Genomic DNA, 26,407 nt, shown 5'->3' on the forward strand with positions numbered 1-26,407 from the left:
AGGGCGCGCGCGGATGCCCGAACGAACGGGGCGCCCGCGTGTCGGGTCGGCCGGGCAGTCGCACCATGTGCCCATGTCTACACTGCCGCGCTCCGTCAGGCGAGGCCATCCCCCGAGGTGAAGGGCGTTGTGGGGTAGATCCGCGCTCACCTGCGCCGACCCTCTGCTCACCCGGTCGGTGGAAACCCGTACGGGATCACCCGAACCGTCCTGAGGCGCCGGACGCTCAGAAGTCGCCGGGCTTGTCCGGCAGCGGGCGTGTCGCGGCACGCATGCTGCGCAGCGCGAGCAGCAGCACGCCGATGTCGTCGAGGTAGACCGGGTCGGGCAGCAGGTCGGTCGGCAGCACCAGATAGAGGATCGCGCCCCAGAACACCCAGCGCGGCCCGGTCGGCAGCCCCGCGTCCCGCAGCGAGCGGCGTGCCTTGACCAGCCGCACCAGCAGGACGACGGCGAAAACCAGTACGACGGCCGCCGCGACGGCCGCGAGCACCAGCACGATCGTGGAGTTGTCCATGAGCCCTGTCCCCTCCCGCTCCGCGGCCTGCCCGCGCCCTCTTCCTACTGCCCGCTGTGGCGCGAGGCAGCCGCCCGGTCACACCCGGTCGCTGCCCTCGGCCTCGCCCTCCGGGGCGGCCTTCGGGTCGGGGTCGGTGTCAGGAGTCTCGGGCCGCTGCGCCCGCGCCGGGAGCCGCAGCCGCTCGAACGTCCGGGTCAGCTGCTGAAACGGCGACTGGGCACGGGCCGAGGGCCGCTGCTGGGGAAGGCCGGGCAGCGGGGTGTCGCGGTAGGCGGCCAGCGCCTCGTGCGCCTGCTCGGCGGCCTCCCGGTACAGATCCCGCGACTTCGTCATCGCGTCCAGCGCCTCCCGGTACCGGACGACCATGCGCCGCTCCCGCTCCAGCTCCTCCTGCGGGGTCATCAGCGTCCAGTTCTCCCGCAGATCGGTCAGCGCCTCGCCGAGCCCCCGGGGCCGCGGCCTGGACAGCGCGGCGAAGTCCCGCAGGGCCGCGACCAGGTCGGTGGGCTCCGAGCCGTCCAGGAAGACACTGCGCACCCGGTGCGCCTGCCGGTCGTAGCCGTCCGGCGCCGGGTCCCAGGGCAGCAGCACGGCACCACCGCGCGGCACCTCGACCCCGAGATCCTTCAGGGCCCAGTTGACCGCCCGGAACTGCTGCGGAGTGGCCCGGTGCTCGATCACCCGGTGCCGCAGGCCCGGCGGCAGCAGCCGCGCCAGCGGCAGCTTCCCGCGCTCGTCCGGCGTCATCGCCTCGTGCACGACCAGATTGACGCACCATGCCTCACGGGCCGCGTCCCGCAGCCGCCGACGCATCTCCTTGTCGTCCAGCGGCAGCGCGTTGACCTGCCGGAAGCGCAGACCCGGCACGGTGGGGTGGTGGTCCCACTCGCCGTCACCGTCGGACGACGTGCCGCCCTCGGGCCAGAACAGGGTGGCCGGAGAGGGCCAGTCCTCCTGCCACGGCTGCTCGGCCTCCGCGACGAGCGTCCACTCGTGCCCCGGCCGCTCCGGCCGGAGCACCAGGGTGAGCCTGGCCCGCACGGTGACCGCGCCCCCGGCGCGCCAGCGGGCCTCGAAGACGTGGTGCGTGGAGTCCCCGGGCGCGGGCGGCTCCGAGAAATCGTCCAGATCCCCGCTCCTGTGGCGTTCTCTCAGGGTGCGGCGTACGACGTCCTCGGGGGCGGGACCGGTGTGACGACCGCGGGCCGCCCAGAGCGTCTGCGGGACGGGGGCGCGGTCGGTGGCGGAGTTCGACATGGGCCAATCTGCTGGTGGGGGCCAGTGCGCGTTCCAGTATCACCGCTCTGCCCCGGCACCGGGGCGCCGGGTCCCGGGGCGGCGCGTCGGACAGGGGCGCGCGCGGTCGTGTGCGCCCCTGGTGCGCTTCGTACGCGCCCCGTAGGGGGCCGGGCCCCGAGCGCGCGAGACCCCGACGAGGGCCGGGCGACCGGTCTCGTCGGGGTCTCGCGTCGTGCAGCGGGCGCTACGTCCTCAGGCGCCGCTCTCCCGGAGCATGTCCTCGCGCTCGACGAGCTTCACGCGCTCCCGGCCGTGCGGCTCACCGAGGGCGCGCTCGGCGGCGTCCAGCTTGTACCAGCCGTCCCACGTGGTGAAGCGGACTCCGCGGCCGGTCAGGAAGGCGTACACGGCCTCCGGGTCCGGCGCGGACGGCGTGTGCAGACGGCCGTTGGCGTGGTCGTCCAGCAGGTTGGCCACCGTCTCGTTGGCGTCGCCCTTGGTGTGACCGATCAGACCGACCGGGCCGCGCCTGATCCAGCCCGTGACGTACGTCGACGCCAGGTGGGCGCCGCTCTCCTCGATGACCCGGCCGCCCTCGTCCGGGACGGTGCCCGTCTGAAGGTCCCAGGGCAGCTTGGGCAGCTTCTCGGAGAGGTAGCCGACCGCGCGGTACACCGACTGGACGTCCCAGTCCTTGAACTCGCCGGTGCCCTTGACGTTGCCGGTGCCGTCCAGGGCGGTGCGCTCGGTGCGCAGGCCGACGACCTTGCCGTTCTCGCCGAGGATCTCCGCCGGGGACTCGAAGAAGTGCAGGAAGAGCTTGTGCGGGCGGTCGCCGACGTCGCGGATCGCCCAGTTCTCCAGCGTCTTGGCGACCATGTCGGCCTGCTTGTTGCCACGCCGGGTCTCGATGGAGCCCGCGTCGTAGTCGATGTCCTCGGGGTCGACGATGACCTCGATGTTGGGGGAGTGGTCCAGCTCGCGCAGCTCCATCGGGCTGAACTTCGCCTGCGCCGGGCCACGGCGGCCGAAGACGTGGACCTCGAGCGCCTTGTTGGCCTTCAGACCGTCGTAGACGTTCTGCGGGATTTCCGTCGGCAGCAGCTCGTCCGCCGTCTTGGCGAGGACGCGGGCCACGTCCAGGGCGACGTTGCCGACGCCGAGGACGGCGACCTTCTCGGCCTCCAGCGGCCAGGTGCGCGGCACGTCGGGGTGGCCGTCGTACCAGGACACGAAGTCCGCCGCGCCATGGGAGCCGTCCAGGTCGAGACCGGGGATCGACATGTCGCGGTCGGCCATGGCGCCGGTGGAGAAGATCACCGCGTCGTAGAAGGCGCGCAGATCGTCCAGGTTGATGTCGCGCGGGTAGTCGACATTGCCGAAGAGACGGATCTGCGGCTTGTCGAGCACCTGGTGCAGGGCGTTGATGATGCCCTTGATGCGCGGGTGGTCGGGCGCCACGCCGTACCGGATCAGGCCGAACGGGGCGGGCATCCGCTCGAAGAGGTCGATGGACACACCGGGGTCGGTGGCCGTCTCGGACTTCAGGAGGGCGTCGGCGGCGTAGATCCCGGCGGGGCCGGCTCCGACGATGGCTACCCGCAGGGGGCGCGGCATGATCAGGTTCCCTTCGAGTGTGGACAGGCGACTCGATCAGGAAGCCTAAGCTAAGGCAGCCCTAAGTTAGTACACGGGTCCGGTCTATGAGCTCATAAACACGTTTTATGGGCGGTCAGGCGGGCCTGATCACCCGGTGGATCGCGGCCTCTCCGGCGCCGTAGACGGACTCCTCGCGGATGGTCGCGCCCGGCCCCGGCGCGTGGATCATCGTGCCGTTGCCGACGTACAGGCCCACATGCCGGTCGTCCTCGAAGAACAGGACCAGGTCACCGGGGAGCGCCGCGGCGAGCGCCACCTCGGTCCCGGCCGCCGCCTGCTCGTGCGCGGACCTCGGCAGCTCGACCCCGGCCGTGCGCCAGGCGCCCTGGGTGAGGCTGGAGCAGTCGAACGAGTCGGGCCCGGTGGCACCCCAGACGCACGGCTTGCCGACCTGGGCGGCGGCGAACGCGATGGCCTTGGCGGCGCGGACGACGTGCGCGGATTCGGAGGCGGGGCGTGCGGCGGGGAAGGTGCCGGTGCTGAAGGCGGGGGGCTGGGGGGTGGGGTCGTATGCGGGCGCTGCCGGGACGGGCGCGGGTGCCGGTGCCGGTGCCGGTGCCGGTGCGGGTGGCGGGGTCGGCTGGGCTGTCGGGGGTGCGGGCTGGAAGGCGGGTGCGGCGGGGAACGCGCCCGTGCCGTACGTCGGGGCCGGAATCGGAGCCGCCTCGGCCACCGGAGGCGCCGCCGGGAACGCGCCGGTGCCGTACATCGGGGCTGGAGAGGGAGCCGGAGTCGGGACCGGGGCCGGGGCCGCCTCGGCCACCGGAGGCACGGCCGGGAACGCGCCGGTGTCGTACGTCGGTGCCAGGGACGCCCCCGCCGGGAACGCGCCCGTGTCGTACGCGGTCGGCGGCGTGGCCGGGTAGGCGAACGCGCTGGTGTCCACGGCGGGCAGGGTGCCGGTGTCGGTCTGCGGGGCCGGGGCCAGATAGCTCAGGCCGCCGGTGTCGGTCAGCGGGCCGGGGATCGGGTACGGCAGCGAGCCGGTGTCACCCAGCGCGTCCGGCATGGGGTACGTCAGCGGGCCGGTGTCCGTGACCGGGGCCGGGGGTGCCGTCCACATGCCCGTCGGAGCGGCCGGTGTCTGCGCCGCGCCGGAGCTGGCGATCTCCGGCGCGGCAGTCTGTGCGGCGCCCGGTGCGGGCGCCTGCGGAGTACCGCCTCCCCACGCCTGCGCCGGAGCGGCGGTCCAGGAGTGGCGGGACATCATGTCCCTGGCGGAGGCGAGCTTGCGGCGGTTGCCCGCCTTGAGGTCGGCGGGGGAGGTGCGCGCCGGTCCGGCCGGCTGGGTCGGCAGCACGCCGGGAGCACCGCCGGGCGGTGTCGGCGCGGGGATCGGGGGGATGCCGAGGGGGGCGGGCAGGCCCATTCCGCCGAGGCCCGGTCCACCGAGGTCCGGTCCACCGAGGTCCGGTCCGCCGATCGGCAGGACCGCGGAAGTCGACTCGGTCGCGCTCGGCGGGAGTTGGGCGACCGGCGCGGCAGGGAGCGCGGCGATGGGTGCGGCCGGAGGGAGCACGATCGCCGTACCCGCCTCCAGTGCAGGGGCGGACGGGCCGCCGGTGAGTTCGGCCACCGGGCGCTGCGAGGGGCCGGCGGGGAGTGCGGGCGTCTCCGGCTCGGCGCTGGGCAGGCCCAGCTCGGCGGCGGTCCAAGTCCGCTCCACCACAGGGGTGTTGTCGGGCATCCGGTCGGCGGGGAGGGTGGCGGCCACGGTCGGACCGGCCTTGGCACGGGCCGCGTCGAACCACTGCCGGGTCACGGAGTCGAGCGCCGGGTCCTGACGGCTGCCGGGCCGCTTGGCCAGCGGCACGCCCCGCTTGCGGGAGGCCGCCGCCATCGCACGGGTCGCGTTGTAGTTGCCCGTCGCGGTCTCGGCACGCGCGTAGAGGGAGTCGATCCGCTGCCGAACCTCTTCGTGGTTCTCCGGCGCCATGGGAGACGTACTCCTTCCTCGCCCCGCGGGGCAGTTGGCCCGGCGCGCCCGGAAGTCGGTCGAATCTCCCGTACCGGACGCCGCTGCGGGCTCACTGGAATGGGGGAGCCGGGCGGCCTGCGGTCAACCTAGCCAACTTGTGTCACTCGTGTGAAGGTCGTCGGGTGGAATGTCCGATACGTATTTGTGATGTTCGCCGCCGTGTTCGGATGGGCAGACTAGGCGCCCGTGCGGCCAACTCCCCTCTACGGGTGCACTCGTGGCCGCATGCGCCCCATGTGGCCGGGTTTTCTTGAGAGTTCGCCAAGAAATCCGGGCCGCGATGAACACATCGGCACCACCCCGCGTAAGAGTGTGGGGCGCCACATGCCCCCACCGACCACGACTCGCAGGGGACGATCTTGGAACCGAACAGGCGCAGGCGCCCGACCGGCGCACGACGCGTGACCCTCGCCGCGGTCGCGCTGATTCTCGGCGGCGGCGGCCTCGTCGCGGCGAACGTCTACGCGTCGGCCAGCGAAGGCGGCTGGGGCGGACAGGGCTCCGGCGACGCGACCAACGCATCTCTCAGGTCGGCCGGCATGGCCACCGTCGACTGCCCCGACGTGGGCGCCCAGTTGACCGACGTACCCGAGGCGGCCCGCGCGGACGTCGACCGTGAACTGGCCCGGCTGGACCAGCAGATCGCGGAGGCGTACCAGCGGCTCCAGCAGTCGGCCGACGCGCTCCGCCAGGACCCGAACGCCGCCGACAACTCGGTGATGAACCCGCTGAAGGACAAGCGGACCGCGACCCTCGGCCGTATCGCCGACGCCATCGGCCGCGCCGGGAACCGCCCGGACCAGCTCGACCAGTTCGCCCCCTGCACCCTGCGTCCCGCCGAGGCGGCGCCCGGTGGCGAGTCCGCCGCGCCCTCACAAGGCGGGGACCAGAACCAGGGCCAGGGCCAGCAGCAAGGCGGCCAGGGTCAGGAACAGGGCGGCCAGGGGCAGAACGGCGGCACCGGGCAGGGCGGCAACGGACCCGTCGCCGCCGATTACGCGGCCATCGACTCCGTACAGCCCAACGCCCCCAAGGCGCCCCCAGGCGGCACCTTCCGCACCGAGTGCGGGGTCAACGAGAACGGCCTGTTCAACTCGGACAACGTGATCGTGGCCCCCGGTGTCTCCAACGGCGCCCACCACTTCCACGACTACGTCGGCAACCAGTCCAACACCGCCTTCGCCAGCGACCAGGACCTCGCCGCCGCCAAGACCAGCTGTGCCGACCAGGGCGACAAGTCGACGTACTACTGGCCGGTGCTGCGTCTGCAGAACGGCAAGCAGGAGCGGGACGCCGGAGCGCCGGGTGGCGGAACCGAGGGCAACGCGGGCCAGATCGTCACGCCCAAGGAGGTCACCCTGACCTTCGTCGGTAGCCCGAGCGGCCAGGTCACCGAGATGCCGCGGCTGCTGCGCATCATCACCGGCGACGCCAAGGCGTTCGTCAACGGCCCCGCCAACGCCAACGCCTCCTGGAGCTGCACCGGGTTCGAGGACCGGCAGCTCAAGGACAAGTACCCGCTGTGCCCGTCCGGCAGCGACGTGGTGCGCAGCTTCCACTTCCAGAGCTGCTGGGACGGCCGTAACGCCGACAGCGCCAACCACCGCACCCACGTGGCCTTCGCCGACGCCCAGGGCAACTGCCCCGAGGGCTTCAAGGCCATCCCGCAGCTGGTCCAGCGGATCGTCTACGACGTGGACGCGCCGAGCCTGGCCGACGGCGGCAAGGGCACCCCGCTCTTCGCGGTCGACTCCTTCCCGGAGCAGCAGCACAAGCCGGTCACCGACCACGGCGACTTCATCAACGTCTTCGACGAGAACCTGATGCGCACGATGGTCGACTGCATCAACTCCGGCCGTCAGTGCGGCCCCGGCGACGACGGCAAGGGCGCCACGGCCGGGCCGGGCGAGGAGCCCGGCGGCCAGGACACGGCCGAGCCCGGCGCGACCGCAGCGCCGGAGAAGCCCGCCGAGACCAGCCCCGAGAAGCCCGCGCAGTCCCAGCCGGAGAAGACGGAGCAGCCGGAGCAGCCGGGCAAGCCCGCCGAGACCGCCCCGGCCCAGCAGCCCGCCCAGTCCAACCCTGCCCAGTCCAACCCGGTCGAGGCGCCCCGCGTCGACGCGACGTTCGCGCCGCCCAACACCACCAAGAACGACGGCGGCAAGAACGACGGCGGCAAGGGCGGCCGGGACGAGTCCACCGCCCCGGCGGCCCCGGCCACCGCCCCGGCCACCAGCGCGGCGCCCCAGGTGTCCGACTCCGCCCCGGCACAGGCCGCCGCCGTGACCACGCCGCCGCCCGCGAACCTCGAGCCGCAGGCGGTCGGCAACGGCGGCCTCGCGGAGACCGGCGCCAACCTGTGGCCCGCCGCGCTCGGTGTGCTGCTGGCCGCGTCCGGCCTGGTGATGCTGCTGCGCGCCCGGCGTCTGCGCTACTGACCCGAGCATGACGTGAGCCCCCGGTTCCCTCGTGGGACCGGGGGCTCAGTGCTTTCTCCGCCTGCTCAGTGCGCCGTACGGCGGCAGTACAGGAACAGATGCGGCTCCGGCCCGGCGTCCGGGTGGGCCGGTACGAAGGTGGCGTGGGCCTCGGACAGCACGGTCAGCCCCGCGTCGGTGACCAGCCGGGAGAAGTCCTCCGGGGAGAAGCTGCTCACCCGCACCGGCTGCCCCATGAACTCCGTCTCCGTGTCCGCCACGTCCACCGGGACCGTGGCCAGCACCGCCAGACCTCCCGGCCGTAGCGCCCGCGCCAACGCACCCAGTACGTCCCGCTGTTCGGCACGGGACATCTGGAGCAGCGAGAAGTACACGCAGACCGCTTCGAACGAGCCTTCCTCCAGGGGAAGTTCGCGGATGTCGGCCACGCGGAACTCCGCGTCCGGCACCTGGCGCGCGGCAAGATCCACCATCACCGGGGACACATCGACACCCAGCACCCGGTGCCCCGCCCTGGCCAGTGCCTCGGCGGTCGGCCGACCGGTCCCGCTGCCCACGTCCAGCACCCGGCTGCCCGGCATCAGATGGTCCAGCAGCCAGCTCAGCGAGGCCAGATGCGGCCCCGAGGTGGCGAACGCCTGCTCGTACGCGATGCCCAGCGTGTCGAACACCACCGCTGCCTCTGCTCGCGGATCTTCCTCGGCCAAAACGGCTCCTCCCGTGTCCCGTACCGGTGCCCGGCATCGTCGTACCCATGCCTTTGCCCGCGAAGCCCGCGTTTGCGCCGGAAAGCGTGGACAGGGCAGGGTGCGGGCGTGCCCACCTTGCTGATCGTCCACCACACGCCCTCGCCGAACTGCCAGGAACTGTTCGAGGCCGTCGTGTCCGGCGCCACCGCGCCCGAGATCGAGGGTGTCCGAGTCGTCCGGCGCGCCGCCCTGGCCGCGACCGCCTCCGACGTGCTGGCCGCAGACGGCTACCTCCTCGGCACCCCGGCGAACCTCGGCTACATGTCCGGCGCCCTCAAGCACTTCCTCGACCAGATCTACTACCCCTGCCTGGACGACACCAGGGGCCGCCCCTTCGGCTACTGGGTGCACGGCGGCAACGACGTGACCGGTGCCGCCCGCGCCATCGACGCCATCACCACCGGCCTCGGCTGGCGCCGCGCCGCCGAGCCGGTCACCGTCACCGGCGCACCGGGCAAGGCCGACACCGAGGCGTGCTGGGAACTGGGCGCCGTCCTCGCGGCGGGCCTCGTCGGCTGACACCGGTGCGCCGGGCCCGCTCGGCCGACACCGGGGTCGCCCGTTCGGCGGTGCCCGCGCGCATCCCCCGCGGTCCCCGCCCGGCCCGGCGCCGGACCGGGAAACCGCTGGTCCCGCCGCCCCCACCGGCCGGACGAAGGTGCGGGCGCGGGACCCCTGGCCGACGATGGGTCACGAGGCCGCGTCCCTGCGGACGCGGTCGCATCCCGTCGTACGTCGTCTGAATCGAGGGAGCCTCGGATGCGAGCGGACGGCCACGCACCCGGACGGCCCGCGCCCGGCGGGCAGGACGCCGACCGGCGCACCACCGAGGAACTCCTGCGCGAGGGCGCCCACGAGGTCGCCGAGGTCGCCGAGGGCGTCCGCGCCGTCGCCGAACGCACCGCGGAAGCCCTGCTCGCCCCACCCCACAAGGACTCCGCCCGCCACCCCCGCACCGGACTCACCGCCCGCTGGGCGCTGCTGCGGACCCTCACCGACCCACGCGGCCTGGGCGCCCCCGCCGCGCGGACCGGCAGAAGGCTCACCAGACTGCTCGGTGCCCGCCGGGGCGGGGAACCCCTGGCCGCGCTGACGGCCGTCACCTCGCTGCGGCTGCGGATCGCCGCCGTGCTCGTCGGACACCCCGAACTCGCCCGCGACCCCGGCATACGCCGCCTCACCGCGGCCCTCGGCACCCGCGGCGACCGGGAGGCGGTACGCGCGCTGCGCACCCTCTTCCGGGACCCCGGCGCCCAGCGCGCCCTGGCCGCACTCACCCCCGTACTGGCGGAACTCCTCACCGTACGAGCCCTGTTGGACGCCGAACCGCGCGATGAGACGGAACCGGACCCCGGTGCGGAACACGGCGCCGCCGAGGCCGTCGACCTCGGCGACCGGGAGAAGCAGACCCTCGCCACCGAGGGCTCGCTCCTCGGCTTCCTCCGCAACATCGACCTCCTCGCCCCCGAGGGCCGCGTCCTCGTGCAGAACGTACGCGGCCCCGACGGCGTCGTCCGGTACGTCGTCCAGGCCCCCGGCACCAGCCCCGGCCGCCCCCGCCACGGCTCCCCGCGCGATGTCGTCGGCGCCTGGCGCGAGCAGCTCTCCGCCGACTCGCCCTACACCCGCGCACTCCGGCCCGCCATCGAGGACCACGGCATCCCGCGCGGTGCCGAACTCGCCCTGATCGGGCACGGCGAGGGCGGCACCGCACTGCTCAACCTCGCGCGGGACGCCGCGTTCTGCCGCGCCTACCGGATCACCCATGTCGTCGCGGTCGGCTCCCCGGCCCCCGCCGGGCGCCCCGCCGACCCCCGCACCTGGGTCGGCCACCTCACCAACGAGCACGACCTCGTCCCCGCCGCGACCACCGCCGACCCGCACCCCGGCCGGTACGAGGCCCGCTACACCGGACCCACCCGCGCCTACCCGCAGTCCCACCTGCTGCGCGAGTACATCGGGCATCTGCGTACCGTCGCCCCCGAGGCGCGGGAGCACATCGACCAGGCCCTCACCCCGTACCGGGGCCCCGTCGTACGCAGTCAGGCGTACCAGCTCAAGGACCCGGCCCGGCCGCCCGAGGGTCACCCCTTCCTCACCCTGCCGACCGCCTCGGTCCCGACGGCCACCGGCCCGGTCGGCGTGCCCGTGCGCTACCAGGACTCCGCAGCCGCCCACCTCTGCTTCCCGGTCGATACCGAAGCGGTCCGGGCCCTCCTGCCCGACGTGCCCTGGGTGCGGCCCAGCGGCATCGGGCGGCACACCCTGGCGGTGCTCTCGCTGTACGAGCACCGCTGCTCCACCCTCGGCCCCTACACCGAGGTCGCCCTGTCCGTGCCGGTGGACGACCTGTGGCGGCCCCGCCCGGCCGACCTCGCCACCGACGTGCTGCGCCGCGCCGACCTCCGCCGCACCGGCCGCCACGTCCTCTCCCTCGCCGTCACCACCGAGGAGGCCCGCGTCGCCGCCCGCGAACTCTGGGGCCTGCCCGCCGTACGCGCCGCCGCCGAGGTCCAACTCACCGCCCACCGGCTCCGGCTCAGCGCGCCCGGCCTCGGCATCGCCGTGCTCGGCCGCCTCGGACCCGGCGTGCGCTGCCCCGAACCCGACTGGGCGCTGTACGGGCGGCGCGGCGAGAGCACCGTACGCACCGCGATCCGCACCTCCGGACGGCCCCGTCTGCACGCCGGGGCCGGAGTACGGCTCCGGCTGGACACCGCCGCCGCCGAACCCATGGCCGGACAGCTGCGCAGGCTCGGCATCGACACCGCCCGGCCGCTGTTCGTCGTGGCCTGCCCGCAGTTCATGGTCCACCGTGCCGCGGGCGCCGTCCTGCCGCGCTGAACCTCCTCGACCCCACGCGACCGGGAGCCGCCATGGTGAGCCACTCCACCCCCGCCCAGCCGATCGCCGCCGAACTCCTCGACCGCATAGCGCGGTTGCGCACCGACGCCGACCTGATGGACGGCTACGCCCGACGCCTCCTCGCCACCGCCGCCACCCTGAGCGGCCGCACCGCCGCACCGGAGTGGAGCAGGCCCACCCTCGCCCGCCAGGCCGCCGCCTGCCGCACGACCGCCCGCCAACTACGCGCCGTCGCCGAGGCGTTGCTCACCCAGACCGGGCCCGGCCGGTCACGGCCCCGCCGCCGCCAGGCCGCACCCGCCGTACTCCCGGCCACCGACCGGAAATGAGGGACCGCGTCAAGGACGTTCGGGCATCTGGGTGGTAGCCGGTGCCGTCCTGGGCCGAACGGGTCGTGGCGCCCCGGCAGCCGCCCCGGACGTCCGGATAATCACCGCACATGCAGCTCGTGAACGCAGGTCAAGCGACCCGGCGCGCCCCCGTGGCCGTCACCGGACTGGGACTGGTCACACCGGCCGGTGTCGGACAGGCGGCCGCCTGGGAGGGCCTGTGCGCCGGAATCTCCACGGCCACCGCCGACCCCGGGCTCGACGGGCTGCCCGTGGCGTTCTCCTGCCAGGTGCCCGACCTGGACGCACCCCGCCTCCTCGGCCACCGGCTCAGCCGCCGCCTCGACCGCTTCACCACCTTCGCCCTGCTCGCCGCCCGCGAGGCCGTCGCCGACGCCGGACTCACCCCCGGCGACTGGGACGGCCCGCGCATCGGCATCGTCATGGGCGTCGGCACCGGCTCGATGCAGGGCTGGCAGGCCGAGTTCGACCGGCTCGCCGCCCGCGTCCCCGACCGGGTCTCGCCGCTCGCCCTGCCGCGCAGCGTGCCCAACATGGCCGCCGCCGAGATCGCCCTCGACCTCGGCGCCACCGGACCCAACCTCGTCGTCTCCACCGCCTGCGCCTCCGGCACCAGCGCCATCGGCCTCGCCCGCGACCTGCTGCTCTCCGGCGCCTGCGACCTCGTGCTGGCCGGAGGCAGCGAGTCGGCGCGGCTGCCGATGACCGCCGCCTGCTTCGCCCAGATGCGCGCCCTGTCCCGCCGCTCCTACGCCCCGCACGAGGCGTCCCGCCCCTTCGACCGCGACCGCGACGGCTTCGTCCTCGGCGAGGGCGCCGCCGTCCTCGTCCTGGAACGCATCGCCGACGCCCGCGCCCGCGCCGCCCGCCCGGCCGCCCTGGTCGCCGGGTACGGCGCCTCCTGCGACGCCCACCACTTCACCTCCCCGCACCCCGACGGCGACGGCGCCGCCCGCGCCATCCGCAGCGCCCTCGCCGACGCAGGGCTCGCCCCCGAGGATGTCGACCACGTCAACGCCCACGGCACCTCCACCCCGCAGGGTGACCTCGCCGAACACAACGCCCTCCACCAGGTCTTCCACCGCCCGCCCCCGGTGACCGCCGTCAAGGGCACCATCGGCCACGCCATCGGCGGCGCCGGTGCCATCGAGGCCGCCTGCACCGCCCTCACCCTGCGCCACCAGCTCGTCCCGCCCACCGCCAACCTCCACACCCTCGACCCCGCCATCGACCTCGACGTGGTCACCAAGACCCCCCGCCCGCTGCCGATGCACACCGCCCTCAGCAGCTCGTTCGGGTTCGGCGGCCAGAACGCCGTACTGGCCTTCACCGCCACCGAGTAGTCACTCCCCACCGGGCCCACAACGTGCCCGTGCCCAGCCGAAAGGTCCCACCCGTGCCGGAAGTCCCGGAAGCGCCGCAGATCCCGGACGCCGTACCGCCCCTCGGCCGGGTGTGGTCCTGGCCGAACGCCGAGCAGATCCTCATCGGTGTCTTCGTCGCCGTGCCCTTCCTCGCGCTGCTCGCCGCCGTCCCGCTCGCCTGGCGGAACGGGCTCAGCCCCACCGACCTCGTCCTCGCCGCCGTGTTCTACCTGGTCAGCGGGCTCGGGATCACCGTCGGATTCCACCGCTACTTCACCCACGGCTCGTTCAAGGCCCGCCGTCCGCTGCGGATCGCACTTGCCGTCGCCGGGAGCCTCGCCGTGCAGGGGCCGCTGCTCACCTGGGTCGCCGACCACCGCAAGCACCACCGCTACTCCGACCGCGACGGCGACCCCCACTCGCCCTGGCGGTACGGCCGCACCCCGGCCGCGCTCGCCAAGGGCATGTTCCACGCCCACCTCGGCTGGCTGTTCGACACCGACCACGCCTCCACCCGGACGTACGCGCCCGACCTGGAACGCGACCCGGCGCTACGGCTGATCTCGCGGGGCTTCGGGGTGTTCGTGGTGCTCTCGCTGGCCCTGCCCGCGCTGCTCGGCCTGCTGCTCACCGGGACCTGGGCGGGCGCGGCGACGGCGTTCTTCTGGGCCGGGCTGGTGCGGATCTGCCTGGTGCACCATGTCACCTGGTCCATCAACTCCATCTGCCACGCGGCCGGTTCACGCCCGTTCCGCAGCCGGGACCACTCCGGCAACGTGTGGTGGCTCGCCCCGCTCTCGTTCGGCGAATCCTGGCACAACCTCCACCACGCCGACCCGACCAGCGCCCGGCACGGCGTCCTCACCCGTCAACTGGACGCCAGCGCGCGCCTGATCCGCTGGTTCGAGGGCCTCGGCTGGGCCTACGACGTGCGCTGGCCGGACGCCGGTCGGCTACGGGCGCGGCGCAAGGAGGCCAAAGCACCGGAAACGGGAACCGGCACGCGAGAATTGCGGTCTTAGGCACCGTCAACGACCGGGATCGGCCCGGCCGCGTGGTATACGGGGAATCGAGACACATGTCCATCCGCATTCGTACGACTCCGCTGACCGTCGTCGCTCTCGCCGCGGGCCTCGCCCTGGCCGCCGTGACCCCGGCGCTCGCGGGTACGACCACCGCCGCGGCCAGGCCCGCCACCGCCTCCTCCGCGCAGGGCGACCCCCGCAACGTCACCCAGCGGGTCACCGACTTCTACGGCGCCTACATCGACGCCGTCTGGGACACCGAGGACCCGGCGAGCGGCGCCGACGCCAAGGCCCTGCGCAACTTCTACCTCTCACCCCCCGCCCGCAAGAAGGTCACCGCCTGGGAGAAGAAGAACCACGCCGACGGCATCCTCTTCGCCCAGAACGTGCCGGTGAAGTGGAAGGTCGCCTACACCGGCTCCGGCATGGGCCACGCCACCAGCCGCGTCACCCTCACCTGGAGCGACGGCAAGCACCCGCAGGTCACCCGGATCGACGTCCAGTCGGACCTGACGACCCGCAAGATCACGGACCTGAAGCCCGCGAAGTGATCCCCGCCCGGCCGGACCCGGATCGCCCCGGGCCCGGCCGGACAGCGGACGTCAGCGGTTGACCGCGCGCATCCCCGCCTCGTCGTACCGCTCGCCCGACACCTCGGGCAACTCGGCGTCGATGGCGGCGAGTTCTTCAGGGGTGAGGATGATGTCGACCGCGGCGGCGTTCTGTTCGAGGTAGGAGCGGCGCTTGGTGCCGGGGATGGGGACGATGTGCTCGCCCTGGGCGAGGACCCAGGCGAGGGCGAGCTGGGCCGGGGTGACGCCCTTCTTCTCGGCGATCTCCTTGACCTTGGCCGCGAGGCGCAGGTTGGCCTGGAGGTGCTCGTCGGTGAAGCGGGGGCTGCTGCGGCGGTAGTCGTCCTTGTCCAGTTCCTCGGGGGAGGAGAAGCGGCCCGCGAGGAAGCCTCGGCCCAGCGGCGAGTAGGCGACGAAGCCGATGCCCAGCTCGCGGCAGGTCGGCAGCACCTCCGCCTCCACGTCCCGCGACCACAGCGAGTACTCGCTCTGCACGGCCGTGATCGGGTGGACGGCGTTGCCCCGGCGCAGCGTCTCCGCGCTCGCCTCGCTCAGCCCGATGTGCCCGATCTTGCCCTCGGCGACCAGCTCGGCCAGCGCGCCCACCGTCTCCTCGATCGGCACGTTCGGGTCGACCCGGTGCTGGTAGTACAGGTCGATGTGGTCCGTGCCGAGGCGCTGGAGGGAGCCCTCCACCGAGGCCCGGACATGCTCGGCCGAGCCGTCCTGGCGGCCGACGGACGACATGTCGCCGGGTACCGCGTCGTCCATCCGGTAGTTGAACTTGGTGGCCAGCACGTACTGGTCACGGTGGCCCCGGATCGCCTCGCCGACCAGGGACTCGTTGGTGAGCGGCCCGTACATCTGGGCCGTGTCCAGGAAGTCGATGCCCAGCTCGCGGGCGCGCCGGATGGTGTCCACGCCCTCGTCCTGATCGGCCGTCCCATAGAAGGCCGACATTCCCATGCAACCCAGACCAATTGCGGAAACTTGCAGGTCACGCAGACTGCGCTGTCGCATGTGGTTCCAACCTTTCGCACGCGTTCGGGCCCCTTCATCCATCTAGCGACGGATCTGGCCGCCCGGCATCCCGTGGAGGGATGCCGGGCACCGGAGCGCTTGCGACGCTACGAGCTGGAGAGCGCTCGAAGTCAAGTCACCCGTTCAGGCGGACCGGCAGCTCGAACAGGTCGTTCTGGGTGACCACGGGCTTGTTGCGCAGTTCGGCCGCCGGGACCGCCAGGTCCAGGTGCGGGAAGCGGGCGTACAGCGCGGGCAGGGCCACGCCCGCCTCCAGCCGGGACAGCGCCGCGCCGGGGCAGACGTGCGGGCCGTGGCCGAAGGAGATGTGCCGGTTCTTCGTCTCCCGCGTGATGTCGAACTCCCCGGCGCTCGGCCCGTGCGCCTCCTCGTCGCGGCCGAGCGCGCCGTACGACACGATCAGCGCGTCCCCGGCGGGGATCACGCGATCGCCGACCGGCACGTCCTCGGTGGCGAAGCGGATCAGCACGTGCGAGGTCGGGGTGGACCAGCGCAGCGTCTCCTCCACCACCGCCGACCAGTCCGCCTGCCCGGACAGCACCAGCTCCCGCTGGTCGGGGTGGGTGGAGAGGTTGACGACCGCGTTGACGATCAGGGAGATCGTCGTCTCGTGCCCGGCCGCGATCATCAGCTGGAGGGTGGCGACGATCTCCTCGTCCGTGAGGTGGTCGCCGTCCGCCGACGCCAGGATCAGCGCGCTGGTGAGGTCGTCGCCCGGCTCGGCACGCTTCGCCGCGACGGTCGCCGCCATGATCCCGGCCAGCTCGGTCAGCGTGGCGATGACCTCGGCGGGCGGGGTCTGGGTGGAGAAGAACTTCTCGAACAGCACCTTGAGGCGGGGCAGTGCGGCCTCGTCGATGCCCATCAGCTCGGCCACCACGTACATCGGCAGCGGATAGGCGAAGGCCGCCTTCAGGTCCACCACCCCGGCGTCGGCGGGCAGCGCGTCCAGCAGGTCCTGGGTGAGCTTCCCGATCCGCTCCCGCATCAGCTCCACCCGGCGCGGGGTGAGCGCCTGCGCCACCAGTGTGCGCATCCGGCGGTGGTCCGCGCCGTCCACGGTGAGCATCGAGCGGCCCGGGTTGGCGAGGCCGATCAGCGGCCAGTCCGCCGGGATCTCGCCGCGCCGCCAGGCGCCCCACACATTGATGTCCTTCACCAGGCGCGGGTCGGTCAGCAGTGCCTTGGCCTCGGCGTGCCGGGTGACGGCCCAGACGGGCACCCCGCCGGGCAGTTCCACCGCCGCGAGCGGTCCGGCCGCGAGCAGGGCCGCGCTCTCGCCGTCCAGATCGGAGACGAAGGGGTCGAGGGCGATACGGGAAATCCCGGTACCGGTGGTCATCGTGACGTGCCTCCCAGGGCAGGGGTCGAAGTGAACCGCACGGGCAGCTCGGTCAGCCCGCGCAGCCAGGGCGAGGGCCGACGGGTGAGGGACCCGGCGGGCACCGCCAGGTCGATGTCGGGCAGCCGGTCGAGGACGACCTCGATGCCGGTGCGCGCGATGACCTCGGCGATCTCCTGCGCCGGGAACGGGCAGCGGTGCTCGCCGTGCCCGAAGGAGAAGTGCGCGTTGTTGCCGCCGGTCAGCGCGGAGGCGTCGGTACGCACCTGGGGGTCGGAGTTGGCGCCCTGGAGACCGAGCAGCAGCAGGTCACCGGCGCGGACCCGGCGACCGCCGAGGTGGGTGTCGCGCGCGGCCCAGCGGCCCGCCACGTTCTGGGTGGGCGCGTCCTCCCACAGCACCTCGTTCATCGCCTCGGCGACGCTGTTGCGGCCGCCGAACAGGGAGGCGGCGAACCGGTCGTCGGTCAGCATCAGCCGCAGCGAGTTGCCGATCCAGTCGGCGGTCGGCTGGTGCCCGGCCGCCATCATCACCATCAGGTCCTGGACGATCTCCTCGTCGGTGAACCCGCTGTCGTCGGCCAGCATCCGGGAGACCACGTCGTCGGCGGGCCGCTCCCTGCGGTCGGCGACCAGCCGGGCCATGGAGGTGGCGAGGTGGGACTGCCCGGCCAGCGCCCGCTCCCGGCCGTCGATCATGTCGTTGAGCGCGGTGACCAGGCCGGGACCCTCGTCGTCCGGGAAGCCGTAGAGGTGCGCGAGGACCCGTACGGGCAGCAGGGCCGAGTACTGGGCGACGAGGTCGGCCTCGCCGGAGAGGCAGACGGTGTCGATCAGTTCGTCCGCGAACCGCTCGGCCTGGCGCCGGAGTTCGAAGGGGTCGGTCGTCTCCAGCGCGTTGCTGATCATCGCGGCACGCTGCCGGTGCCGTTCCCCGACCGTGTAGAGGATGGACGGCTGGCGGTGCCCGATCATCGGCAGCAGGGGCCAGTCGTCCGGGACGTTCTCCCACTGGTTCCACAGCTCGGAGTCCCGGCTGAACAGCACCGGATCGCCGGTCACTTGATGCAGCTCGCGATAGCCCACCACCAGCCAGGCCGGGATGCCGCCGTCCAGCTCCACCGGGACCACGGAGCCGTGGTCGCGACGCATCTCCCGGTACAGGCAGGCGGGTTCGGTCTGGAAGCGGGGTCCGCCGAGCGGTACGGCCTCGGACATCACACCAGCTCCCCTCTGACCGCGGGGGCCGTGGCGTACCGGGCCCGCACATGGCTGACCAGGGTGATCAGGACGTCCCTCGCGGACTCGCGGGAGCGGGCGTCGCAGTCGATCAGTGGGACGTGCGGGTCGAGGTCCAGGGCGGCGCGTACGTCCGCGCCCGCGCGCACCGGGCCGCCGAAGTCGTTGCAGGCCACGATGAACGGCGTGCCGTGCCGCTCCAGCCGGTCGATCGCGTACCAGGAGTCGTCGATCCGGCGGGTGTCCACCAGCACGACCGCGCCGAGCGTGCCCGAGAACAGCCGGTCCCACAGGAACCAGAACCGCTCCTGGCCGGGCGCCCCGAACAGGTACAGCACGTTGTGCGCGTCCAGCGTGATGCGGCCGAAGTCGAAGGCGACCGTGGTCGCCGTCTTGCCGCCCACCTGCGCGATGTCGTCCACCGAGGCGCCCGCCTGCGTCATCGTCTCCTCGGTGTTGAGGGGACGGATCTCGCTGACCGAGCGCACCAGCGTGGTCTTGCCGACGCCGAAGCCGCCCACGACGACGATCTTCAGACCGTTGTCGGCGGAGGCACCCAACGGGGTGCGCGCGTCAGAGGTTGCGGAGTCCAACGAGCACCTGCTCCAGGATGTCGGGGTCGGTGATGGCGGGGCGGCGCGGATGGCGGGCGCTGACATGGCCGGTGGCCAGGAGGTCGGACAGCAGCACCTTGGTGATGCTGACGGGCAGGCGCAGTTCGGCGGAGATCTCCACCACCGAGGTGGGGAACTCCGTCAGCCGCAGGATGGCCACATGCTCGGACTGCATGCCGGTGGCCGCCGCCGACTCGGCGACGATCAGTGTGACCAGGTCCAGCGGACTGCCGACGCCGGTCCCGATCCGTCCCCGCGTGATGGTGTAGAGACGGTCGGGAGCGTCGTCCCTGCCCGGTCGGCTCATGAGGAGCGGGGCGGAGCGGTCAGATGCTCGCCGAGCTGTTCCACCAGCTCGCTCATCGTGTGGCCGACCACTCCGGGGTCGGCGTCCTCGCTGGTCACCACGGCAAGGTGGGCGCCCTGGCCCGCCTCGACGATGAACAGCACACCGCCGTAGAACTCGGCCATGGCCGAGCGGACGCCGCCGCTGCCGTCGCCGAACTCCACGGACGCCCCGTGCGACAGCGACTGGATGCCCGCGGCGATCGCGGCGAGCTGGTCCGCCTGGTCGACGGACAACTCGGGGGTGCGGCACAGCTTGAGGCCGTCACGGGAGAGGACGAGCGCGTGCCGGGCGCCCGGAGTCTTCTCCAGCAGGCCCTCGAGGAGCCAGGTGAGGGTGTCGTCGGCGGTGGTCGGGCCGGTCATGAGGTGGGGTCGCCTTCCAGATGCGTGTGCGGTTGCTCAGGGGGAGGGGTGGGACGGGAGACATCGGGGGTGTCGGCCGGATCGCTCGGGGGCGCTTCGGCGGGCCGGGTGTGCGGGGCCGGGTCCTCGGCTCCGCCGCCGGGCCGGACCGCCTTGCGGAAGCTGCTGAAGCGGGCCGCGCGGACCTTGGCCTGGTCGGGGTCGGGCGCGGTCCGCCCGGTGCCGTCGGGTGCGGCCGACCGGGACCGCTCGGCCTCGGCCAGCGTGCGGCCGCGCCGACGCTGGGGCAGCCCGTGCACCTCGTCGGCGGGCGGTGCGGGAGACTCGTGGACGGGGGCGGCAGGCGTGACGGGGGTGGCCGGGGCAGCGGGGCGCTCGGCCGCCGGGGTGGCCGGAGCGGGGCTGGTCAGGATCTCCTGCGGTACGAGCATCAGCACACCGGTGCCGCCGCGCGCCGAGGGGCGGAACGACACCTTCAGGCCGTGCTTGCGGGCCAGCCTGCCGACCACCGCGAGCCCGAGCCGGGTACCGGTCAGACCGCCCAGGCCGGACACGTCACCGGTCACCGCCCGCTCCGCGCGCCGTAGTTGGACGTCGCCCATCACCAGGCCGCTGTCCTCCACGGAGACGATGACCCCGGCCGGGACCTCCTCCACGTAGACGTGGACCTCGGCGGTCGGCGGGGAGAAGTTGGTGGCGTTGTCGAGCAGTTCGGCCAGTGCGTGCATCACGCCCTCGGCCGCGTGCCCGGCGACGGCGACCGTGCTGACGGAGTGCACCCGCACCCGCCGGTAGCCGCCGATCCGGCCCATCGCGCCGCGCAGGATGGACTCCATGGCGATGGGCCGCGCCCACCGGCGTCCCGAACGCGCCCCGGTCAGCACGGCGATGGAGTCCGCCAGCCGTCCGGCCTGCGCGGTGCGGTGGTCCAGATGCAGCAGGTCGGCCAGCACGTCCTCGTCGCCGTGCCGTTCCTCCATCGCCCGCAGGTCGGCCAGGGTGGCCGTGGCCAACGCCTGCATCCGGCCGGCCGTGTTGGAGGTGGCCGAGATGGCCGCCGCCCGCTCGCGCCGGGCCTTCTCCAGGTCGCCGGACAGTCGCAGCACCTCGCCGCGCAGCCGCTCCGCCTCTCGTGCGCCGTCCTGCTCCAGCCGGAGCCGCTCGGTGCTGAACTCCGCGCGTTGGGCCGCGAGTTCGTCGATGAGCCGCTGCTGCTCCCGACGGGTCTCCTCGGACGCCGAGGTCCGCTCCCGCTCCAGCCGGGCCACGTCGGCCAGCGCCTTCTCCAGCCGGTGCCGTGCCCTGCGGGCGGTGTCCCGGGCGTGGGCGGCCACGGTCACCGCGATACAGAGCACCACCGCCGCCGCATCCCCGGCCCACAGCAGCGCGGTCCGCGCCGCGTGCGGGGCCACCGCCACGGCCGCGCCGAGCGCGAGCGCCGACAGGACGGCGGTGGCGGCCAGGGCGAGAGCGGGCGTACGGAGGGCTGGGCGGTCGCCAGGGGGTGTGGGCGCGGTCATCGGTCCGGTCTGGTCCTCGCGGCAATCGGGGGTGGTCGGGAGACGAGAAACGACAAGAAACAGCGTCTTGGGTGAACCGGCGGTCACTATACGAGAGTTGATGATCAAAATGGAAAGAAAGCAGCGGCCTTCCATGAAGTGGACGTCCAAAACGTGGCGTTGGCCGTGAACCGGGCGCTGGTCGCGAATCCACCGAAGCCGTAGATCTTGACTCCCGCTTCCCGGCCCGATGGACTGTCACCGCCCGCCCCGGCGGGTTGACGGCGAAGGGGGAGCGGCGCGTGGCGGGGGACCCGGGAGCGGGGACGCTCCTCGTGCGCGCGGCCCGGTTCACCGGCCGCACCCTGCGCGGCGAATGGCACGCCGTCGTCGTCGACCCGGTACGCCGCCTCGCCCACCGCGGACTGTCCGGGCTGCTCCTCGCCTTCGTCGCCGCGTCCGGCGTCATCCTCTTCCACGACCTGGCCCAGTACCCCCTCGGCGCCACCTGGGTCCGGCGGCTCGGCGGCGTCACCGCCGACCTCCCGCTCTGGCTCTCCCTGCTGCGCACCCCCGTCTCGCTGTACGTCCCCGCGCTCGACCTGCCGGTATGGGCGGGCATCACCCAGCTGTTCCTCGCCTTCGCGCTCGCCGAACTGGTCCTCGGCCGCGTCCGCACCCTGGCCATCGCCTACGTCACCACGCTGGCCGGCACCCTGACCGCCCGGCTGATGATCGAGCTGGGCCCCGGCTGGTGGGGGTTCGGTCTGCCCGCCGAGTACGGCGCTGTCCTCGACACCGGTCCGTCGGCGGCCGTCGTGGGCCTCTTCACCTATCTGGCCGTGGTCCGGCGCGCCCCCGTGGTTTTCACCCTGACAGGCGGATCGATGGTGTGGGAGTCCCTCGCCGTACCCAACCTCGCCGGGCGCGAGCACCTCGTCGCCGTGTCCGCCGCCGTCCTCCTCGGCCTGCTGCGCGGCCGCCGCCTCCGCCTGCCGCACGCCGGGCAGCCTCCATCCCGGCCGGTACCCCCGCCCGCCGCCCCGCCCGTGCCTCCGGTCCCGAACCCCCGCATCCCGCCCGTACTTCCGACCGACCCGACACGGACACGTCAATGTGACGGTTTTCGCACTTCGACCCCGGCGCGCACCCCCTAGTGTTTCCGCGAAGTACGGGGGCAGGACGTGGCTGACACCATGGTGTTCGTCGCCGGCAGGCTGAAGGGAATCCCAGATGTTCCGCAAGGTGCTGGTAGCCAACCGCGGAGAGATCGCCATCCGCGCGTTCCGGGCGGGCTACGAACTCGGCGCGCGCACGGTGGCCGTCTTCCCCCATGAGGACCGCAACTCGCTGCACCGGCTCAAGGCCGACGAGGCGTACGAGATCGGCGAGCCCGGACACCCCGTCCGCGCCTATCTCTCCGTCGACGAGATCGTGACCGCCGCCCGCCGCGCCGGGGCGGACGCCGTGTACCCCGGCTACGGCTTCCTCTCGGAGAACCCCGAGCTGGCCCGCGCCTGCGAGGAGGCGGGCATCACCTTCGTCGGCCCCAGCGCCGACATCCTCGAACTCACCGGCAACAAGGCCAGCGCCGTCGCCGCCGCCCGCGCGGCCGGGGTGCCCGTGCTCGGCTCCTCCGCGCCCTCCAACGACGTGGACGAACTGGTGCGCGCCGCCGACGACATCGGCTTCCCCGTCTTCGTCAAGGCGGTCGCGGGCGGCGGCGGGCGGGGCATGCGCCGGGTCGAGGAGCCCGCCCAGCTCCGCGAGTCCATCGAGGCCGCCTCCCGCGAGGCCGAGTCCGCCTTCGGCGACCCGACCGTCTTCCTGGAGAAGGCCGTCGTGGACCCCCGCCACATCGAGGTGCAGATCCTCGCGGACGGCGAGGGCGACGTGATCCACCTCTACGAACGCGACTGCTCGCTCCAGCGCCGCCACCAGAAGGTCATCGAGCTGGCCCCCGCGCCGAACCTCGACCCCGAGCTGCGGGACCGGATCTGCGCCGACGCCGTGCGCTTCGCCCGCGAGATCGGCTACCGCAACGCGGGCACCGTGGAGTTCCTCCTCGACCGGGACGGCAACCACGTCTTCATCGAGATGAACCCCCGCATCCAGGTCGAGCACACGGTCACCGAGGAGGTCACCGACGTCGACCTGGTCCAGTCCCAGATGCGGATCGCCGCCGGGGAGACCCTGGCCGACCTCGGGCTCGCCCAGGACCGGATCACCCTGCGCGGCGCCGCCCTCCAGTGCCGGATCACCACCGAGGACCCCGCCAACGGCTTCCGCCCGGACACCGGCCTGATCAGCGCCTACCGCTCACCCGGCGGCTCCGGCATCCGCCTCGACGGCGGAACCACCCACGCCGGTACCGAGATCAGCGCCCACTTCGACTCCATGCTGGTCAAACTCACCTGCCGGGGACGGGACTTCCAGGCCGCCGTCGGCCGCGCCCGGCGCGCGGTCGCCGAGTTCCGCATCCGGGGCGTGTCCACCAACATCCCGTTCCTGCAAGCCGTGCTGGACGACCCCGACTTCCGCGCCGGACGCGTCACCACCTCGTTCATCGAGGAGCGCCCGCATCTGCTGACATCCCGTCACTCGGCCGACCGGGGCACCAAGCTGCTCACCTTCCTGGCCGACGTCACCGTCAACAAGCCGCACGGCGAGCGCCCCGAACTCCTCGACCCCGTCACCAAGTTGCCCGCACTCCCGGCGGGCGAGCCCCCGGCGGGCTCCCGGCAGCGCCTGGTCCACCTCGGCCCCGAGGGCTTCGCCCGCGAACTGCGCGAGTCCCCGGCGCTCGGCGTCACCGACACCACCTTCCGCGACGCCCACCAGTCGCTGCTGGCCACCCGGGTGCGCACCAAGGACCTGCTCGCGGTCGCCCCCGTCGTCGCCCGCACCCTGCCCGAGCTGCTGTCCCTGGAATGCTGGGGCGGCGCCACCTACGACGTGGCGCTGCGCTTCCTCGCCGAGGACCCGTGGGAGCGGCTGGCCGCGCTGCGCGAGGCGGTGCCCAACATCTGTCTGCAGATGCTGCTGCGCGGCCGCAACACCGTCGGCTACACCCCGTACCCCACCGAGGTCACCGACGCCTTCGTACGGGAGACGGCCGCGACCGGCGTCGACATCTTCCGCATCTTCGACGCGCTGAACGACGTCGACCAGATGCGGCCCGCCATCGACGCCGTGCGCGAGACCGGCACCGCCGTCGCCGAGGTGGCGCTCTGCTACACCGCCGACCTCAGCGACCCCGCCGAGCGGCTCTACACGCTCGACTACTACCTGAAGCTGGCCGAACGGATCGTCGACGCCGGGGCGCACGTCCTCGCCATCAAGGACATGGCGGGCCTGCTGCGGGCCCCGGCCGCCGCGAAGCTGGTCACCGCGCTGCGGAGCGAGTTCGGGCTGCCCGTGCACCTGCACACCCACGACACGGCCGGTGGCCAGCTCGCCACCTACCTCGCCGCGATCCAGGCGGGCGTCGACGCGGTGGACGGCGCGGTCGCCTCCATGGCCGGGACGACCTCCCAGCCCTCGCTCTCCGCCCTGGTCGCCGCCACCGACCACTCCGAGCGACCCACCGGGCTCAGCCTGCACGCCGTCGAGGAACTGGAGCCGTACTGGGAGGGCGTGCGCAAGGTCTACGCCCCCTTCGAGGCGGGCCTCGCCTCCCCGACCGGCCGCGTCTACCACCACGAGATCCCCGGCGGTCAGCTCTCCAACCTGCGCACCCAGGCCGTCGCGCTCGGCCTCGGCGACCGCTTCGAGGAGATCGAGGCGATGTACGCGGCCGCCGACCGCATCCTCGGCCGCCTGGTCAAGGTCACCCCGTCCTCCAAGGTGGTCGGCGACCTCGCCCTGCACCTGGTCGGCGCGGGTGTCTCGCCGGACGACTTCGAGGCCGACCCGGACCGCTTCGACATCCCGGACTCGGTGATCGGCTTCCTCCGCGGCGAGCTGGGCACCCCGCCCGGCGGCTGGCCGGAGCCGTTCCGCACCAAGGCGCTGCGCGGCCGCGCCGACGCCAAGCCGGTGCGCGAGCTGTCCGCCGAGGACCGCGAGGGGCTGGAGAAGGACCCCAAGCCCACCCTGAACCGGCTGCTGTTCCCCGGCCCGACCGGCGAGTTCGACACCCACCGGCAGGCGTACGGCGACACCAGCGTGCTGGACAGCAAGTCCTTCTTCTACGGACTGCGCCCGGCCAAGGAGTACGCCGTCGACCTGGAGCCCGGAGTGCGGCTGCTGATCGAGCTGCAGGCGGTCGGTGAGGCGGACGAGCGCGGTATGCGCACGGTGATGTCGACCCTCAACGGTCAGCTCCGGCCGATCCAGGTCCGTGACCGCTCGGCCGCCACCGACGTTCCGGTGACGGAGAAGGCCGACCGTTCGAATGCGGGCCATGTCGCGGCGCCGTTCGCCGGGGTGGTGACGCTGGCGGTGGAGGAGGGCGCCGAGGTGGCGGCCGGGGAGACCGTGGCCACCATCGAGGCGATGAAGATGGAGGCGACGATCACCGCGCCGAAGGCGGGCCGGGTGTCCCGGCTGGCGATCAACCGCATCCAGCAGGTGGAGGGCGGAGACCTGCTGGTCGAGCTGGCCTGAGCCGCCGCCGTCCGCTCCGGCCCCTCGTACCGGGGGCCGGAGCGGACGGCGTACGGGCGGGATCAGTCCCAGAGCGGGTAGACCATGGTCTGCGTGAAGCCCTTCGGGCGCGCGTCGTCGTACGTCACGCTCATCCGGGTGTAGCGCTGGACGTCCGGGTTCTTCTTCCATCCGTAGGGACGGTCGAGGCGCACGGTCACGTGGTAGGAGCGGAAGACGCCCTTGGCGCAGTAGGGCTTGCAGTCGTTGACCACGTTCACGCCCTCGGCCACGGCCGACTCCGAGTCCCACTTGTACCACTTCAGCCCGCTGAGCCTGCTGTTGCCGTCACCGCAGGCCAGGAGGAAGTCGGCTGGCCGCACGGTCTTCTTGAACTGGCAGTCGACGAGCACGGGCGCGGTCCGCTGTGGCTGGGGGGCCGTCGGCGGGCTGGCCGACGCCGTCGTCATCGCCGCGGTGAGCAGGGCTCCCGCCGCCAGGGTGACCGTCGTTCCCACCAGTGATCCGCGCATGGTCGCTCCCACCTGTCGTGCTGTGTCCGACCGTGAGCCGACGCTACGACCGTTCGCCCGAATGCACCACTCGCGCAGGTGGG

At 73.2% G+C, this 26,407-nt stretch carries 22 protein-coding genes; 9 read left to right on the forward strand and 13 right to left on the reverse strand.

Annotated features, from left to right (window positions below; all coding sequences use genetic code 11):
- Positions 1-226 precede the first annotated feature (226 nt).
- The 4 genes from ACIPPM_RS07015 to ACIPPM_RS07030 form a co-directional block, all read right to left on the reverse strand.
- The gene (locus tag ACIPPM_RS07015; RefSeq protein ID WP_401443942.1) at positions 227-517 is read right to left on the reverse strand and encodes a YkvA family protein; all 291 of its coding nucleotides are present in this window, start codon (positions 515-517) and stop codon (positions 227-229) included.
- Between the two features lie 78 nt (positions 518-595).
- Entirely contained in the window at positions 596-1,777 is a 1,182-nt protein-coding gene (locus ACIPPM_RS07020) for a hypothetical protein (protein WP_401443944.1), read from the reverse strand.
- Between the two features lie 234 nt (positions 1,778-2,011).
- Positions 2,012-3,376 carry an FAD-dependent oxidoreductase gene (locus tag ACIPPM_RS07025; RefSeq protein WP_401443946.1) on the reverse strand — a complete coding sequence of 455 codons (1,365 nt, stop codon included), beginning with the start codon at positions 3,374-3,376 and terminating at the stop codon, positions 2,012-2,014.
- A 115-nt stretch (positions 3,377-3,491) separates the two neighbouring features.
- Positions 3,492-5,354 (reverse strand): NlpC/P60 family protein, encoded by a 1,863-nt coding sequence (locus tag ACIPPM_RS07030; protein ID WP_401443948.1) that lies wholly within the window; start codon positions 5,352-5,354, stop codon positions 3,492-3,494.
- A 401-nt stretch (positions 5,355-5,755) separates the two neighbouring features.
- Here ACIPPM_RS07030 and ACIPPM_RS07035 point away from each other — a divergent pair, with 401 nt between their 5' ends.
- On the forward strand, positions 5,756-7,834 hold the full coding sequence (locus ACIPPM_RS07035; protein ID WP_401443950.1) for a DUF1996 domain-containing protein: 2,079 nt from the start codon (positions 5,756-5,758) through the stop codon (positions 7,832-7,834).
- Positions 7,835-7,899: 65 nt separating this feature from the next.
- Here the strand turns inward: ACIPPM_RS07035 and ACIPPM_RS07040 are convergent, their stop codons facing one another.
- Positions 7,900-8,541 carry a class I SAM-dependent methyltransferase gene (locus ACIPPM_RS07040; RefSeq protein ID WP_401443952.1) on the reverse strand — a complete coding sequence of 214 codons (642 nt, stop codon included), beginning with the start codon at positions 8,539-8,541 and terminating at the stop codon, positions 7,900-7,902.
- Positions 8,542-8,649: 108 nt separating this feature from the next.
- Between ACIPPM_RS07040 and ACIPPM_RS07045 the strand changes: the two genes are divergently transcribed.
- From ACIPPM_RS07045 to ACIPPM_RS07070, 6 genes are all read left to right on the forward strand, one after another.
- On the forward strand, positions 8,650-9,102 hold the full coding sequence (locus ACIPPM_RS07045; RefSeq protein WP_401443955.1) for a flavodoxin family protein: 453 nt from the start codon (positions 8,650-8,652) through the stop codon (positions 9,100-9,102).
- A 240-nt stretch (positions 9,103-9,342) separates the two neighbouring features.
- Positions 9,343-11,427 carry an acetoacetate decarboxylase family protein gene (locus tag ACIPPM_RS07050; protein ID WP_401443957.1) on the forward strand — a complete coding sequence of 695 codons (2,085 nt, stop codon included), beginning with the start codon at positions 9,343-9,345 and terminating at the stop codon, positions 11,425-11,427.
- A gap of 32 nt (positions 11,428-11,459) precedes the next feature.
- The gene (locus tag ACIPPM_RS07055) at positions 11,460-11,777 is read left to right on the forward strand and encodes a hypothetical protein (protein ID WP_401443960.1); all 318 of its coding nucleotides are present in this window, start codon (positions 11,460-11,462) and stop codon (positions 11,775-11,777) included.
- A 119-nt stretch (positions 11,778-11,896) separates the two neighbouring features.
- Positions 11,897-13,141, forward strand: coding sequence for a beta-ketoacyl-[acyl-carrier-protein] synthase family protein (locus ACIPPM_RS07060; RefSeq protein WP_401443962.1), 1,245 nt, complete (start codon positions 11,897-11,899; stop codon positions 13,139-13,141).
- A gap of 53 nt (positions 13,142-13,194) precedes the next feature.
- The gene (locus tag ACIPPM_RS07065) at positions 13,195-14,184 is read left to right on the forward strand and encodes an acyl-CoA desaturase (protein ID WP_401443964.1); all 990 of its coding nucleotides are present in this window, start codon (positions 13,195-13,197) and stop codon (positions 14,182-14,184) included.
- A gap of 56 nt (positions 14,185-14,240) precedes the next feature.
- On the forward strand, positions 14,241-14,738 hold the full coding sequence (locus ACIPPM_RS07070; RefSeq protein WP_401443967.1) for a hypothetical protein: 498 nt from the start codon (positions 14,241-14,243) through the stop codon (positions 14,736-14,738).
- Positions 14,739-14,789: 51 nt separating this feature from the next.
- On the opposite strand, the gene ACIPPM_RS07075 is transcribed toward ACIPPM_RS07070, so the two are convergent.
- The 7 genes from ACIPPM_RS07075 to ACIPPM_RS07105 form a co-directional block, all read right to left on the reverse strand.
- Complete coding sequence (locus ACIPPM_RS07075) at positions 14,790-15,779, reverse strand: aldo/keto reductase (protein ID WP_401443969.1); 990 nt, start codon at positions 15,777-15,779, stop codon at positions 14,790-14,792.
- A 136-nt stretch (positions 15,780-15,915) separates the two neighbouring features.
- A complete protein-coding gene (locus ACIPPM_RS07080) occupies positions 15,916-17,142 on the reverse strand; it encodes a cytochrome P450 (RefSeq protein ID WP_401443972.1) in 1,227 nt (408 codons plus the stop codon).
- Positions 17,139-18,359 carry a cytochrome P450 gene (locus ACIPPM_RS07085; RefSeq protein ID WP_401443974.1) on the reverse strand — a complete coding sequence of 407 codons (1,221 nt, stop codon included), beginning with the start codon at positions 18,357-18,359 and terminating at the stop codon, positions 17,139-17,141. Before ACIPPM_RS07085 ends, ACIPPM_RS07080 begins: the two co-directional genes overlap by 4 nt.
- Positions 18,359-18,940 carry a GTP-binding protein gene (locus tag ACIPPM_RS07090; protein ID WP_401444236.1) on the reverse strand — a complete coding sequence of 194 codons (582 nt, stop codon included), beginning with the start codon at positions 18,938-18,940 and terminating at the stop codon, positions 18,359-18,361. The genes ACIPPM_RS07085 and ACIPPM_RS07090 overlap by 1 nt, the downstream gene beginning before the upstream one ends.
- A 13-nt stretch (positions 18,941-18,953) precedes the next feature.
- The gene (locus ACIPPM_RS07095) at positions 18,954-19,301 is read right to left on the reverse strand and encodes a DUF742 domain-containing protein (protein ID WP_401443977.1); all 348 of its coding nucleotides are present in this window, start codon (positions 19,299-19,301) and stop codon (positions 18,954-18,956) included.
- The gene (locus tag ACIPPM_RS07100; protein WP_161149581.1) at positions 19,298-19,705 is read right to left on the reverse strand and encodes a roadblock/LC7 domain-containing protein; all 408 of its coding nucleotides are present in this window, start codon (positions 19,703-19,705) and stop codon (positions 19,298-19,300) included. Before ACIPPM_RS07100 ends, ACIPPM_RS07095 begins: the two co-directional genes overlap by 4 nt.
- Positions 19,702-21,225, reverse strand: a complete 1,524-nt coding sequence (locus ACIPPM_RS07105; RefSeq protein WP_401443980.1) for an ATP-binding protein — start codon at positions 21,223-21,225, stop codon at positions 19,702-19,704. Before ACIPPM_RS07105 ends, ACIPPM_RS07100 begins: the two co-directional genes overlap by 4 nt.
- A 281-nt stretch (positions 21,226-21,506) precedes the next feature.
- On the opposite strand from ACIPPM_RS07105, the gene ACIPPM_RS07110 reads away from it, so the two are divergent.
- Positions 21,507-22,361 carry a hypothetical protein gene (locus ACIPPM_RS07110; protein ID WP_401443982.1) on the forward strand — a complete coding sequence of 285 codons (855 nt, stop codon included), beginning with the start codon at positions 21,507-21,509 and terminating at the stop codon, positions 22,359-22,361.
- 76 nt (positions 22,362-22,437) lie between these two features.
- Entirely contained in the window at positions 22,438-25,812 is a 3,375-nt protein-coding gene (locus ACIPPM_RS07115; RefSeq protein ID WP_401443984.1) for a pyruvate carboxylase, read from the forward strand.
- A 62-nt stretch (positions 25,813-25,874) separates the two neighbouring features.
- Here ACIPPM_RS07115 and ACIPPM_RS07120 read toward each other — a convergent pair whose 3' ends face one another.
- Positions 25,875-26,324, reverse strand: coding sequence for a hypothetical protein (locus tag ACIPPM_RS07120; protein WP_401443986.1), 450 nt, complete (start codon positions 26,322-26,324; stop codon positions 25,875-25,877).
- Positions 26,325-26,407: the final 83 nt, after the last annotated feature.

Origin of the sequence: Streptomyces sp. NPDC090119, from assembly GCF_044747085.1 — a bacterium.
Classification (GTDB): domain Bacteria; phylum Actinomycetota; class Actinomycetes; order Streptomycetales; family Streptomycetaceae; genus Streptomyces.